The 14,240-nt window shown below is 57.9% G+C and carries 13 protein-coding genes; 5 read left to right on the forward strand and 8 right to left on the reverse strand.

All coding sequences use genetic code 11. The annotated features are described in order from the left end of the window. Positions 1 to 56: 56 nt before the first annotated feature. The 8 genes from ACB035_RS17535 to ccoN form a co-directional block, all read right to left on the reverse strand. Complete coding sequence (locus ACB035_RS17535) at positions 57 to 743, reverse strand: sulfite exporter TauE/SafE family protein (protein ID WP_368177379.1); 687 nt, start codon at positions 741 to 743, stop codon at positions 57 to 59. Further along, the gene (gene ccoS, locus ACB035_RS17540; RefSeq protein WP_005336630.1) at positions 727 to 915 is read right to left on the reverse strand and encodes a cbb3-type cytochrome oxidase assembly protein CcoS; all 189 of its coding nucleotides are present in this window, start codon (positions 913 to 915) and stop codon (positions 727 to 729) included. The genes ACB035_RS17535 and ccoS overlap by 17 nt, the downstream gene beginning before the upstream one ends. Before the next feature lie 138 nt (positions 916 to 1,053). Then, positions 1,054 to 3,438 carry a heavy metal translocating P-type ATPase gene (locus ACB035_RS17545; RefSeq protein ID WP_371167807.1) on the reverse strand — a complete coding sequence of 795 codons (2,385 nt, stop codon included), beginning with the start codon at positions 3,436 to 3,438 and terminating at the stop codon, positions 1,054 to 1,056. Positions 3,439 to 3,524: 86 nt separating this feature from the next. Beyond that, complete coding sequence (locus ACB035_RS17550) at positions 3,525 to 4,025, reverse strand: FixH family protein (protein WP_335812483.1); 501 nt, start codon at positions 4,023 to 4,025, stop codon at positions 3,525 to 3,527. Positions 4,026 to 4,165: 140 nt separating this feature from the next. After that, positions 4,166 to 5,149, reverse strand: coding sequence for a cytochrome-c oxidase, cbb3-type subunit III (gene ccoP / locus ACB035_RS17555; RefSeq protein ID WP_005336622.1), 984 nt, complete (start codon positions 5,147 to 5,149; stop codon positions 4,166 to 4,168). Beyond that, positions 5,149 to 5,328, reverse strand: a complete 180-nt coding sequence (locus ACB035_RS17560; protein WP_005336620.1) for a CcoQ/FixQ family Cbb3-type cytochrome c oxidase assembly chaperone — start codon at positions 5,326 to 5,328, stop codon at positions 5,149 to 5,151. The genes ccoP and ACB035_RS17560 overlap by 1 nt, the downstream gene beginning before the upstream one ends. A 10-nt stretch (positions 5,329 to 5,338) precedes the next feature. Then, positions 5,339 to 5,953 carry a cytochrome-c oxidase, cbb3-type subunit II gene (gene ccoO / locus ACB035_RS17565; RefSeq protein ID WP_005336618.1) on the reverse strand — a complete coding sequence of 205 codons (615 nt, stop codon included), beginning with the start codon at positions 5,951 to 5,953 and terminating at the stop codon, positions 5,339 to 5,341. A gap of 16 nt (positions 5,954 to 5,969) precedes the next feature. Beyond that, positions 5,970 to 7,394, reverse strand: a complete 1,425-nt coding sequence (ccoN, locus tag ACB035_RS17570; RefSeq protein WP_005336616.1) for a cytochrome-c oxidase, cbb3-type subunit I — start codon at positions 7,392 to 7,394, stop codon at positions 5,970 to 5,972. Between the two features lie 281 nt (positions 7,395 to 7,675). Between ccoN and ACB035_RS17575 the strand changes: the two genes are divergently transcribed. From ACB035_RS17575 to pepN, 5 genes are all read left to right on the forward strand, one after another. Beyond that, the gene (locus ACB035_RS17575; RefSeq protein ID WP_227274364.1) at positions 7,676 to 8,137 is read left to right on the forward strand and encodes a hypothetical protein; all 462 of its coding nucleotides are present in this window, start codon (positions 7,676 to 7,678) and stop codon (positions 8,135 to 8,137) included. A 93-nt stretch (positions 8,138 to 8,230) separates the two neighbouring features. Then, positions 8,231 to 8,689, forward strand: a complete 459-nt coding sequence (locus ACB035_RS17580; protein ID WP_042062348.1) for a GAF domain-containing protein — start codon at positions 8,231 to 8,233, stop codon at positions 8,687 to 8,689. Positions 8,690 to 8,791: 102 nt separating this feature from the next. Then, positions 8,792 to 9,430: an RNA chaperone ProQ gene (gene proQ / locus ACB035_RS17585; RefSeq protein ID WP_005351923.1), complete on the forward strand. Its 639-nt coding sequence runs from the start codon at positions 8,792 to 8,794 to the stop codon at positions 9,428 to 9,430. A gap of 8 nt (positions 9,431 to 9,438) precedes the next feature. Continuing rightward, entirely contained in the window at positions 9,439 to 11,454 is a 2,016-nt protein-coding gene (gene prc / locus ACB035_RS17590; RefSeq protein WP_005351922.1) for a carboxy terminal-processing peptidase, read from the forward strand. A gap of 143 nt (positions 11,455 to 11,597) precedes the next feature. Next, the gene (gene pepN, locus ACB035_RS17595) at positions 11,598 to 14,222 is read left to right on the forward strand and encodes an aminopeptidase N (protein ID WP_371167808.1); all 2,625 of its coding nucleotides are present in this window, start codon (positions 11,598 to 11,600) and stop codon (positions 14,220 to 14,222) included. Positions 14,223 to 14,240 lie beyond the last annotated feature (18 nt).

The raw sequence follows: 14,240 nt of genomic DNA on the forward strand, positions 1-14,240 counted from the left end.
ATAATTGATTTATATCAAACAAGTTTACCATCAACTCATCCGTTTTGGATAGGGTTTCAAAAGGAAGCAATGCCAATCCAGAAGGTATGTACCCCGAAAAAAATGAGCAGCAGGGCACCGCCAAGGCGCAAACTGCGCAGGGTGAGCCAGTATCTCAGGCGATCGGCAAGCCCTCCCAACGCAAACAGGGTGGGCAGGGTGCCGAGACCAAAAAAGAGCATGATGAGCGCCCCGCCACTGGCCGAACCGGCTGCCGCGCTCCAGGTCAACATGGAGTAGACCAGCCCGCAGGGCAGCCAGCCCCACACCATGCCAAAGGGGAGTGCCTGCACAGGTGAGGTGAAGGGGAGAAACTTGCCTGCTAGCGGTTTGATACGGGGCCAAAGTCTGGCGCCGAGCCGCTCCAGCAGCAAGATCCCTTGCCACCAGCCCGCCAGATAGAGACCAAGCGCAATCATCAGCAGCGCCGCCACCAAGCGTAAGCCGGCAATAGCGTGTTTGCCTGCGCCCAGCTCGCTGGTTGTGGCGAGCAGGCCGCCCACCAGTGCACCTGCAATCACATAGCTCAGGATCCGGCCGAGGTTGTAGTTGAGCAGATAGGCGAGTCGCCCCCAAAAATGCTGCTTGTTGGCTGGGATCGCCATGGAGAGCGCGGCGGAGACGCCACCGCACATGCCAATACAGTGGGCAGAGCCTGCCAGTCCGACCAGCAGGGCGCCGGCCAGATCAAGGTTGTGGGTCATGGTCAGCAGGCTTTACGGGTTTGTGGGCAGGTTGCTCTTCGTCAAACAGGATGTTGGAACCCTGCCGGTCGAGATCTTCAAACTGCTCGGAGCGAATGGCCCAGAAGAAGACGACCCCGGCGATGATCACAAACAGGATAGCGATGGGGATCAGGACAAAAATTATATTCATGAGAGGTACCTTGGCGTTCATCCTTGGCAAGCGTCCCCTATGGTAACCCTGTTCGGGCAGGGGGCCAGCCGCTATCAGTGAGAAATGTGGCCTGCATCGGAGGCAGGCCACATTTTCAGCTATTTTCCGCCACCGGTCTCATCGGTTGAGGCGCATGGAGTTGGTCACCACGATGAGTGAACTGAGCGACATGCCCGCTGCCGCCAGATAGGGGGGCAGCCAGCCGCAGGCCGCCAGCGGCAACACCAGCAGGTTGTAACCGATGGACCAGGCGAAGTTCTCGATGATGATCTTGCGGGTACGCATTGCCAGCACTCTGGCCTCGAGCAGTCGGCTCAGGTCATCGGCCAGCAGGATGGCATCGGCGCTGTTTTTCGCCAGATCGGTGCCACCAGCCATGGCAAACGAGGCGTGAGCTCCGGCCAGTACCGGGGCGTCGTTGATGCCATCGCCCACCATGATGCTGATATCCCCCTGGGCTTCCCGGGCCTTGAGGTAGGCCAGCTTGCCATCGGGTGAGACCCCCTTGACCAGCTCATCTACCCCCAGTTCCCGGGCAATCTCGTCTGCCTGCAAAGAGCTGTCGCCAGTCAGCACGGTAGTTTGCAGACCTGCTGCCTTGAATGCCGCGATCAGCGCCCTGGCATCGGGGCGCAGGGTATCTTCCAGATTGAAGCGGGCCAAGACCTGCTGCTCGTCGGCCAGATAGATAGCCAGACCGCGGCCGCGCTCTTGCGCCGGATCCAGCCCAAGCCAGCGGGCACTGCCGATGCGGTAGCGTACGCCATCCACCAGCGCTGTGATGCCGTGACCGATGACCGGTGTGATCTCGCGGGCGGATAGCAGCACACTGATACTGTCGGCAGGTAGCCGGAAGGCGCGAGCTATGGGGTGCTCGGATTGCGCCTCCATGGCCCGGGCGATGGCAAGGCATTGCGCCTCGTCCACGTCTGCCAAGGTGGTGGTGCCGGTCAAGCTGATTTCCCCTGTGGTCAGGGTGCCAGTCTTGTCCATCACGATCCGGTTGGCCTTGGTCAGCACGTCCAGCACATGACCACGGCGCAGCAGAATGCCGTTGCGGGTCAGATTGGCGGTGGCCGAGGTCAGCGCTGTCGGCGTTGCCAGCGACAGGGCGCAGGGGCAGGTGGCCACCAGCACGGCGAGGGTGATCCAGAACGCCTGATCCGGTTGATGGAAGTGCCAGAAGGTCCAGACCGCGGCGGCAATGATCAGCAGCACCAGAATAAAGTGGCGCGACAGCTGATCCGCCATCTGGGCGATGGCTGGTTTGTCGTCGAGGGCGTGATCCTGCAGCCGCATGATCTGGGCGATCCGAGACTCTTCGATACGGTGGCTGACCCGGATCTGCAGCGGGGCATCCGTGTTGATGGTGCCGGCATAGACCTGATCGCCTGGCTGTTTGAGCAGGGGCAGTTGTTCACCGGTCAGCATGGATTCGTTGAGGCTGGCTTGCCCTTCGACAATGATGCCGTCCGCCGGCAAGGTGGCGCCAGCCAGCACCCGTACCCGATCGCCGACCTGCAAGGTCTTGGCCGCTACCTCATGTTCCCCTTCATCATCGATGCGGGTCGCCATGATGGGCACCAGTCGCGCCAGGTTGGAGCTCGATTCCGACGCCTTGCGCCGGGCCCGCAACTCGAGAAAGCGCCCCAGCAGCAGGAAGAAGACGAACATGGTGATGGAGTCGTAATAGACCTCACCGATATTGAACACGGTGGCCCACATGGAGGCGACAAAGGCACCAATCAGCGCCAGCGACACCGACACATCCATCGACAGGTGACCCTGTTTCAGGCTGCGCCAGGCACCCACGTAAAAAGGCTGGGCCGAGTAGATCATGATGGGGGTGGAGAGCAGCAGGCTTATCCACTTGAAGTAGACCATGAACTCATCTTCAACACTGATGAATAGGTCCATATAGAGGGCCACGGCGCACATCATCACCTGCATGGAGCCCAGCCCCGCCAGTGCCAGCCGGAACATATAGCTGCGCACCTCTTTGGCGTAGAGCGCCTCCTGTTGATGGGTCTGGAATGGGTAGGCGCGATAGCCGATCTGGGCGAATCCCTTGAGAATGTCACTCAGGGAGAGCTGGTCCGGATCCCACTTGATGCGGGCCCGGTGGGTGGTGGTGTTGACGTTGATGTAGCGCAGGCCCGTCAGTGTCATCAAGTGGCGTTCGATAAGCCAGGCACAGGCGGCGCAGGTTAGCCCTTCTACTGTCAGCTGGATTTCGCGAAGGGTACCGCTGTCGGTGACAAAATCCTGTTGCACCTCTGCCAGATCGTAGTGGGTGAGTGCGGCCAGCTCCTCGGGCACAAGATCCCCCTTGGTACCGGGGGCGGTGCGGTGATCGTAGTAACTGGCGAGGCCGCACTCCATGATGGTTTCTGCCACCGCCTGACAACCGGGGCAGCACATGGGGCGAACAATCCCCTTTATCTCGAGGGCATAGCCACTATTAGCGGGTACCGGCTCGCCACAGTGAAAACAGGGGGTCATGCTTTATGTCCCCCTGAATGCAGAATGCAAGCAGCAGGGGCGCTGGCGAACACCGGCTCGCCACAGTGAGAACAGCCGGTCATGGCTTAGCGTCCTTTCGGGTCGAGTTCGACAGGGGCCAGGGTGGGCAGCTGGACGGTCTCTTGCAATCGCCACTGGTGATCAAAGGCATCGACCCGAATGTGCCACTTGCCGACCAGCGGCTTGTCAAAATGGAGGCGATAGGTGCCGCTCGCATCGGCGGTGATCATGTGTTCGCTGTCCTGACCGGCCAAGGTCGGGTGGAACAATGAGAGATAGAGAGCTTGCCCGGCAGGAATGTCACCGCTGATGGGTTTGAGGGTCAGCTCGTTGCCGTCAACCTCCAGCCCAAAGCGGATATTGAGCGCTTCGGAGCGGTCAAACTTGCTCAAGTCCTGATTGATCTCTTTCCCTTGTTTGTAATAGTCCTCGGCCACCAGATTGACCCCATCCTGGCTGGCGATGATGGCGGTGGCGATGCTGCCGACCACGGCGGCAGTGGGGAGGGCGATGATAAACCAGGGCCAGAATTGGCGATACCACGGTTTGGATAGAGGTTGGGTCATGATTGCTACTGCCATGAAACGAATGATTAACGTGGAAGATGGTTTTTACGCAACACAAGATAACAAAAAGCCTCGAGGAGTCGAGGCTTTTTGCTGTGTAATCACGTGTTTATCACATGATACAACGTTACGGGCGAACCTTATTTGGCAGACTGTTGATGAGACAGGCTGTAAACGTAGGAGGCCAGCAGGTGAACCTTGTCCTCACCCAGAATGTCTTTCCAGGCTGGCATCACGCCGTGACGACCGTGGGTGATGGTTTGTACCACCACTTCGCGGGAGCCACCATAGAGCCAGGTGTTGTTGGTCAGATCTGGCGCACCGACGGCAATACCGCCCTTGGCATCGGCCCCGTGGCAGGCTGCGCAGATGGCAAAGCGTGCTTCACCTTTCTTCGCTTCCACCAGGTCGACCTTGCGACCGGAGAGGCTCAGCACATAGGAGGCCACTTCCTGAACGCCATCTTTGCCGAGGATTTCACCCCAGGCAGCCATGATCCCCTGACGACCGCCCATGATGGTGGTCTTGATTTGATCAGGCTGGCCGCCCCATTGCCATTCGCTGTCGGTCAGGTTCGGGAAGCCGCGGCCACCACGGGCATCGGAGCCGTGACACTGGGAGCAGTTCTGCAGGAACAGACGCTGACCCACTTTCAGGGCTTCCGGATCCTTGGCGATCTCGGTGATGGCACGATAGGTTTTGCCATCCGCTTCATAGGTGAGTTCACGGAACTTGGCGCCGTAGATCTCGTCAGCCTTGGCGACCTCACGGTCATACTCCACCGCGCGACCTTCGGCCTTGGCCGATTCGGTTGCAGCCTTGGACTCGGCCAGCGAGCGCACGTCCTGGTTGGAACTTTGCCAGCCCAGCAGGCCTTTGAAGTTGCCAAGCCCCGGGAAGGCGACCAGATAGACCAGACCGGTGACGATGAAGAAGAGGAACATGTAAGTCCACCACTTCGGCAGCGGGTTGTTGATCTCCTCGATGCCATCGAAGGAGTGACCCATCGATTTGCCTTCTTCAACACCCATCTTGTCCTTGCGGCACCACATCAGCAGCAAGAAGCAGCCGAGGATGGTTCCCAGACTGATGACAGTCACAAAAATGCTAAACAGAGTGCTCATTATTGTTTCGCTCCTGCGTTCTTTTTATCAGCACCGGGTTGCTCATCATCGGCAAAAACCAGATTGGCAGCCTCGTCGAAAGAGGTCTTGCGGCGTTTGCTGTAGGCCCAGACGATGATGCCAATCATGATGGCCATCAACAGCAAGGTATACAGACCGCGAAATGTGCCGTAGTCCATTTTCGCCTCCTTATTTCAGGGCATGACCCAGTGATTGCAGATAGGCCACCAGCGCATCCAGCTCGGTTTTGCCCTTGACGGCTTCGCCAGCACCCTGAATATCGGCGTCGGTATAGGGCACACCGAAGTGATCGCGGAACAGCGCCAGCTTCTTGGCCGTCATCTCGCCGGTCAGCACATTGGTATCAAGCCAGGGGTAGGCGGGCATGTTGGATTCCGGTACCACATCGCGCGGGTTGATCAGGTGAACCTTGTGCCACTCGTCGGAGTAGCGGCCACCAACACGGGCCAGATCCGGACCAGTACGCTTGGAGCCCCACAGGAAGGGGTGCTCCCAGACGCTCTCGCCAGCGACCGAGTAGTGACCGTAACGCTCGGTTTCGGCACGGAACGGACGGATCATCTGGCTGTGGCAGTTGGTGCAGCCTTCGCGAATGAAGATGTCGCGCCCTTCCATCTGCAGAGCGGTGTAGGGCTTGAGGCCCTCCACCGGCTCGGTGGTTTGCTTTTGGAAGAACAGCGGGGTGATTTCAACCAGGCCCCCCAGACTGATGGCGAAGATGATGCCGACCACCAGCATGGGAACGCTTTTTTCAAATATTTCGTGACGGTTATTGTTGCTCATGGGTTGACCTCTTCAATCATGCTGGCTGGGCGACAGGTTCCAGAGAACCTTTGGGCGCAGTGATGGTGCGATAGGCGTTGTAAGCCATCAGCAACATGCCGGTGACGAAGAAGCAGCCACCCAGGAAGCGCACGAAATAGAAGGGATAGGATGCCTGCAGCGCTTCAACGAAGCTGTAGGTCAGGGTGCCGTCTTCGTTGACTGCACGCCACATCAGGCCCTGCATCACGCCGGAAATCCACATGGCAACGATGTAGAGCACGGTGCCCACGGTCGCCAGCCAGAAGTGAACGTTGATCAGCTTGACGCTGTACATCCGGCCCTGGCCGAACAAGTTCGGGATCAGGTGATAGACCGCACCGATGGAGACCATGGCAACCCAGCCCAGCGCACCGGAGTGCACGTGACCGACGGTCCAGTCGGTGTAGTGGGAGAGGGCGTTGACGGTTTTGATTGCCATCATCGGGCCTTCGAAGGTCGACATGCCGTAGAAAGAGAGGGAGACGATCAGGAAGCGCAGGATGGGGTCATAACGCAGTTTGTGCCAGGCACCGGAGAGAGTCATGATGCCGTTGATCATACCGCCCCAGGAGGGTACGAACAGGATCAGGGACATCACCATGCCCAGTGACTGAGCCCAGTCAGGCAGTGCGGTGTAGTGCAGGTGGTGCGGACCGGCCCAGATATAGAGGGAGATCAACGCCCAGAAGTGCACGATTGAGAGGCGATAGGAGTAAACCGGACGACCGGCCTGCTTGGGCACGAAGTAGTACATCATCCCGAGGAAGCCAGCGGTCAGCAGGAAGCCTACCGCGTTGTGGCCATACCACCACTGCACCATGGCGTCCATGGCGCCGGAGTACATGGAGTAGGACTTCATGCCGGAGAGCGGCACTTCCATGTTGTTGACAATGTGCAGCACCGCAACGGTGATGATGAAGGCGCCGAAGAACCAGTTCGCCACATAGATGTGGGAGGTAGTGCGCTTCATCAGGGTGCCGAAGAAGACGATGGCATAGGCGACCCATACCACAGTGATAGCGATATCAATCGGCCACTCCAGCTCGGCATACTCTTTGGCAGAGGTGTAACCCAGCGGCAGAGAGATGGCGGCAGAGAGGATGATTGCTTGCCAGCCCCAGAAGACGAAGGTTGCCAGCGGGCCACCAAACAGTCTGGTTTGACAGGTGCGCTGCACCACGTAGAAGGAGGTGGCCATCAGTGCACTGACGCCGAAGGCGAAGATCACTGCGTTGGTATGGAGGGGCCGCAGACGACTGTAAGTCAGCCACGGGGTCTCGAAGTTGAGGGCAGGCCAGATCAACTGGGCTGCGATTAGTACGCCAACCGACATGCCGACAATTCCCCAGACAATCGTCATGACGGTAAACTGGCGAACAACGGTGTAGTTGTACTCAGGATGGTTAGTTGTATGGCTCATCGTTATATTCCGCTTCCGATGCTGCTGTTGTTTGGTTTTGTATCCGGAGAACCGGACTGGCTTCATCAGCCACCGCCGACCAGTTGTTAACATCTGTTAACGAAAGGAAAAGCAAAAGATGGCTAAATGAAAACTGCATGGGAATGATACTGAAGTGACAGGTAAAATAACAGTATAAACAGTGATATATTTGGCTCCGTCCGGTCTCGATATGGCAGTTTTTTACCTTGTTCGAGATCACAAAAAACTATTTTAATTGCATCTTAATCGGGCTGTTTTTGATGAAAGAGAGACTTACCGCACGTAAAGTTTTGCACCTCGTACTGGTATTGGCGCTGTTATTGGCGCTGATGGCCTATCGCACCTGGTTTTCGGCCGATAACAGCGTCTCTGCTGACCAGAAAAAAGATCAGATTTGTGATCTTTCCCACACCCCTTGCAGCGCGCTGATTGGTGACAAGCCGCTGACGGTCGCCATCAAGGAATTACCGCTGCGCGCCGAACATGACTTTGCCATCGCTATTACCGGCGGCGATCCGGCCGTCAAACCTGTGAAAGCGACACTCGAAGGCAAAGATATGTTTATGGGCATCATTCCGGTGAACTTTGAACAAATAGAAGGACAGTGGCAGGGGGTGACACAGGTGGGGAGCTGTACATCACCCGTCATGATCTGGTTGTTAAATATCGAGTGGAGTAATGGTCAACGCCAGCAATTGGCGCTTTCCGTTGCCCGGGAATAACGGCGCAAGAGGTGGGGAGTGGAAAAAATATTTGAAATTTCCCGGCCAGGCGTTACCTTCCCCAAACCATCAGGGAGTGAAGTTCATTTAATCATGATTGAAAAACAACCGTTTTATCGCACCCTCAACCAGCAGGCCAAGGCGCTGCTGGAGGGGGAAACCGATCTGATTGCCAATCTGGCCAACCTCTCCGCACTGCTTAATCAGGAGCTGACGGAGATCAACTGGGTCGGTTTTTATCTGTTGCAGGGCGAGACCCTGGTATTGGGGCCATTTCAGGGCAAACCGGCCTGCGTGCGGATCCCGGTCGGCCGTGGGGTGTGTGGTACGGCAGTGGCAGAGGGGAGAACCCAGCTCATTGACGATGTCCACCAGTTCGACGGTCACATCGCTTGCGATGGCGCGAGCAACTCGGAAATCGTGATCCCGGTGCGCCGTGGTGGCGAGATCATCGGGGTGCTCGATATCGACAGTCCGATTTTTAACCGTTTCGACCAGGAAGACCGGATTGGCCTCGAAGAAACGGTGCAAATTTTGGAAAGCATGCTCTAAGTCATTGCTAGATGGTTCGCAAAAGGCCCCAAGCTCTCTATAATGGGGCCTTTGTTGTGCTCGGGACGTGCCCGTGCGTTTATATGAAAGCCAAGGTTATACATGGAAAACACTGAGAAGCTGAAGAACAGTAAAGAGATCGTTGCCTACCTGGTCGAGAAATTCCCGGCCTGCTTCGTTGCTGAAGGAGAGGCCAAGCCGCTCAAGATTGGCATCTTCCAGGATTTGGCCGAGCGTCTTGCTGACGATGCCAGAGTCTCCAAGACCATGCTGCGTTCCGCACTGCGTCAATACACCTCCAGCTGGCGCTACCTGCACGGTCTCAAAGCTGGCCAGGCTCGCGTTGATCTGGATGGCAACCCGGGCGAGCTGCTGACCGAAGAGCACATCGAGCACGCCAAGCAAGCTCTGAAAGAGAGCAAAGAGCGCGTATTCGCCAGCCGTCGTACCAATACCAAAGAGAAGGATGAGAAGGCCAAGAAGCCCCGTCGTCCTGCTGTGCGCAAAACCGAGAAAGCTGATGTAGCTGCCAAGCCGAAAGCTGCCGCCAAGGCACCGGTCGCTGACGCTCCGCTGGTTAAAGTGGATGCCGCTACGCTGAAAGTGGGCCAGGATGTGCGCGTCGTTATGGGTAAATTCCCGGTTCCGGCAACCATCAAGGAAGTAACCAAGGACGATGTACAGGTCCAACTGCAGACCGGCATGATGGTGCGGGTCAAATCAGAGCACTTGGTTCTCTAAGGAGACAAATGTTGAAGCATGGCGTAATTCGTTTTTCCCTCGTTGCCTGTAGCCTGGCGCTTGCCGGGCTTGCACAGGCCATCGAGCCGGTGCTCAAGGAGAGTGATTTGCCTGTGTTGGCTCAAGAGAGCCAACATGCTACGGCCAGCAAGCGAATTACCAATCTGTTTACCCGCTCGCACTACAAACAGTTCAAGCTGGACGATGCCTTTTCCTCCGTGATTTTCGATAAATATCTGGAGAATCTGGACTACAGCCGCAACCTGTTTTTGGCCTCTGATATCAGCCGTTTTGAAAAGTACCGTAACGGTTTTGACACCGACCTCGAAAGAGGCCGTCTGGCTCCCGCCTACGAGATGTTCAACCTGAGTCAGCAGCGGCGTTATGAGCGGTTCGAATACGCCCTCAAACTGCTTGATACACCTTTCGATTTTACCCAGACCGACAACTATGTGTTTGATCGGGAAGGGGCTGCTTGGCCCAAAGATGAAGCAGAGCTCAACGAGCTGTGGCGTCAGCGGGTCAAGTTCGATGCCCTGAGTCTCAAGCTCAGCGGCAAGGAGTGGCCCGAGATCAAGGAGCTGCTTGGCAAGCGTTACAACAACGCCATCAAGCGGATGTCCCAGACCGAGAGCGAAGATGTCTTCCAGCTCTTCATGAACTCCTTCGCTCGCGCCATCGAACCGCACACCAGTTACCTCTCACCGCGCAGTGCCGATCGTTTCAACACCGAGATGAACCTCTCGCTGGAGGGGATTGGTGCCGTGTTGCAGGCGGAAGATGACTTTACCGTCATCCGTTCGCTGGTGCCCGGTGGCCCGGCTGCCAAATCCAACCACCTCAAGCCCGATGACAAGATCACCGGGGTGGGGCAGGAAGATGGTAAGATTGTCGATGTGATCGGCTGGCGTCTTGATGACGTAGTCGAGCTCATCAAGGGGCCCAAGGGGAGCAAGGTCAAGCTGGAGATCCAGCGCGGCAAGGGCGCAACTGCCAAGACCGAGCAGATCGAGCTGACCCGCGACAAGGTGCGCCTTGAAGACCGGGCAGCCAAGTCCAAGGTGATTAACGCCGAAGGCAAGAAGATTGGGGTCATCGAGATCCCGAGTTTCTACGTCAATCTGCACGATGACGTGATCAAGGAGCTCTCCAGCCTGAACAAGAAGAAGATCGATGGTCTGATCATCGATCTGCGCGGTAACGGCGGTGGCGCCCTGACCGAAGCCTCCGCCCTGAGCGGTCTCTTCTTTGCCAGCGGTCCCGTGGTGCAAATTCGTGATCACATGGGCCGTATCACGGTCAATGGCGATGACGATGGCAACGTCTACTACGGCGGCCCCATGTCGGTGATGATTGACCGTTACAGTGCCTCGGCCTCCGAGATCTTCGCTGCGGCCATGCAGGATTATGGCCGCGCGTTGATTCTGGGTGAAAACTCGTTCGGCAAGGGGACGGTGCAGCAGCATCGTAGTCTCGCCAAGGTCTATGACTTCTACGAGCAGCCGCTGGGTCACGTGCAGTACACCATCGCCAAGTTCTACCGGATCGACGGTGGCAGCACCCAGAACAAGGGCGTTGCGCCGGATATCAGCTTCCCGACACCGGTTGCTCCGGAAGAGACGGGCGAAAGCCGTGAGTTCAATGCGTTGCCGTGGGACAAAATTGCCTCCGCCAACTACGAGAAACTCGGCAACTTCGCCAGTGTACTGCCCAAGTTGCAGGCGGCGCACGATGCCCGGATCGCCAAGGATCCCGAGTTTGCCTATGTGATGCAGGACATCGCCGACTACAAGGAGGAGAAAGACAAGAAGTCGGTCTCCCTCAACGAGGCGGAGCGTGTTGCAGAGCAGGCGAAACAGGATGAGAAAGCGCTCAAACGTACCAACGAGCGTCTGGCACGTCTTGGCAAGCCGGCGGTGAAGAGTCTGGATGAACTGCCCGCTGATTTTGAAGCGCCCGATGAGTATCTCATCGAAGCGGCCAATATCACTGCGGATCTGGCCAAGGTCAGCAAACGCAGCTGACAAAGCGACCTCTAATGCACAAGGGCGACTGCGGTCGCCCTTCTTTTTGTCTGGCGTATCTGACGTAATGCAAATTGTTTGACCCCGCCAGTTGGTTGTGACAGCCTCTTTCTCGCCTTTAACAAGCGTGGAAGCAGACAATAATGACCGATCACTCCCAGGCCATGACGGCCAAATATCGCCAGGATTATCAGGTGCCGCTCTACTGGATCGACACCATCGACCTCGATTTCCAACTGCAGGAGCCGCTGACCCAGGTCACCGCCATCACCCGCATTCGTCGCAACGGCGAGCACAATGCGCCGCTCGTCCTCGATGGTGAGCAGCTGACCCTCAAGAGCGTTGCCATTGATGGCATTCCCTGTGACAACTACGAACAAGGCGAGAGCAGCCTGACCCTGTTCAACCTGCCGGCCGAATGTGTGCTGACCATTGTCACCCAGCTGGATCCGGCCGCCAACACCGCGCTGGAAGGACTTTACAAATCAGGTGATGCCTACTGTACCCAGTGTGAAGCGGAGGGCTTTCGCCGCATTACCTATTATCTGGATCGCCCCGATATTCTGGCGCGCTACAGCACCCGCATCACCGCCGACAAAACCAAATATCCCTTCCTGCTCTCCAATGGCAACAAGGTCGACAGCGGTGATCTGGATGGCGGCCGTCACTTCGTGCAGTGGCAGGATCCTTTCCCCAAACCCAGCTACCTGTTTGCGCTGGTGGCCGGTGATTTCGATGTGGAGCGCAGCCACTACACCACCAAGAGCGGCCGCAAGGTGGCCCTCGAGATCTTCGTCGACAAGGGCAACCTCGATCGCGCCGGTTTTGCCATGGAGAGCCTCATCAACTCCATGGGTTGGGACGAGCAGCGTTTCGGCCTCGAGTATGATCTCGACATCTACATGATCGTTGCGGTGGACTTCTTCAACATGGGCGCCATGGAGAACAAGGGGCTCAATATCTTCAACTCCAAGTTCGTGCTAGCCAATCCGGCCACCGCTACCGATGGCGACTACCACGGTATCGAACGGGTGATCGGTCACGAATATTTCCACAACTGGACCGGCAACCGCGTTACCTGTCGTGACTGGTTCCAGCTCAGCCTTAAAGAGGGGCTGACCGTGTTCCGGGATCAGGAGTTCTCCTCCGATCTGGGTTCACGCGGCGTCAACCGCATCAACAATGTGCGTACCGTGCGTGGTCCGCAGTTTGCCGAGGACGCCGGCCCCATGGCACACCCGATCCGCCCGGATGTGGTGATAGAGATGAACAACTTCTACACCCTGACCGTCTACGAGAAGGGCTCGGAAGTGATCCGTATGCTGCACACCCTGCTGGGGGAAGCCAACTTCCAAGCCGGGATGAAGCTCTACTTCGAGCGCCACGATGGCCAGGCGGTCACCTGCGATGATTTCGTGCAGGCGATGGAGGATGCTTCCGGTGTGGATCTCGGCCGTTTCCGCCGCTGGTACAGCCAGTCCGGCACGCCGGAGCTGACCGTCACTGACGAGTACGATGCCGCCAGCGGCGTTTATCGCCTCCATGTGAGCCAGCACACCCCGCCGACCCAGGATCAGCCGCAAAAACTGCCGTTGCACATCCCGCTGGACATCGAGCTCTATGACGAACAAGGTGCCGTCATTGCGCTGCAATATCAGGGCAAGGCCATCGGTAACGTGCTCGACGTGCTGGACGAGGAGCAGACCTTCGTGTTCGATCAGGTGCCGGTCAAGCCGGTTCCTTCCCTGCTGCGGGACTTCTCCGCGCCGGTCAAGCTGCACTACGACTACAGCGATGAAGCGCTCGCCTTTCTGATGCGCTTTGCCCGCAACGAGTTTGCCCGCTGGGATGCCGCCCAGATGCTGATCAACAAGGCGGTCATCGACGGGGTGGCGCGGGTCCAGCACGGGCAGGGGGTTGAGCTCTCCCAGACCCTGCTGGCAGCCTTTGTCGCCATTTTGGACGATGACGAGCTGGACCCGGCTCTCAAGGCGGAGATCCTGGCGCTGCCGGGGGAGGCTACCCTGGCCGAGCTGTTCGAGGTGGCCGATATCGATGCCATCCATCAGGTGCGGGATACCATTCACACCTCGCTGGCGCAGGCGTTCGGGGCCAGGCTGACGGCCACTTACCAGCGCCTGCGTTTGACCGGTTATCAGGTGGTGCACGCCGATATGGCCAAACGGGCCCTCAAAGGAGTGGTGCTCGGTTATCTGGCGGCACTGAATACCGGGCATGCCGATGCGTTGGTGCGCGAGCAGTATGCGGATGCCGACAACATGACGGATACCCTGGCGGCGCTGCAGGTGGCCAACGGCTATCTGTTGCCATGCCGCGCTGCGCTGCTGGCCGATTTTGAAGGCAAGTGGGCCAAGGATGGACTGGTGCTGGACAACTGGCTGCGGCTGATTGGCAGCAAGCCGGCTGCCGATGTACTAAGCGAAGTGAAACAGGCGATGAGTCACCCCACTTTCAGCATTCGCAATCCGAACCGGCTGCGGGCGCTGATCGGCAGCTTCGCCATGAGCAATCAGGTGCAGTTCCATGCGGTGGATGGCAGCGGTTACCGTTTCCTGACCGATCTGCTGATCGAGCTCAACGAGGTCAATCCGCAGGTGGCCTCCCGCCTCATTACCCCGCTGATCCAGTTCAAGCGACTGGATGAGGCGCGCAAGGCGCTGATCCGCGCCGAGTTGACCCGCCTTGCCAACCTTGAGGGGCTGGCACGGGATCTGTTCGAAAAGGTCAGCAAGGCGCTGCAGCAGTAAGTGTCGACGGGGCAGGGG

The sequence above is a fragment of the Aeromonas sp. S12(2024) genome, assembly GCF_041402305.1.
In the GTDB taxonomy this organism is placed as follows: domain Bacteria; phylum Pseudomonadota; class Gammaproteobacteria; order Enterobacterales; family Aeromonadaceae; genus Aeromonas; species Aeromonas veronii.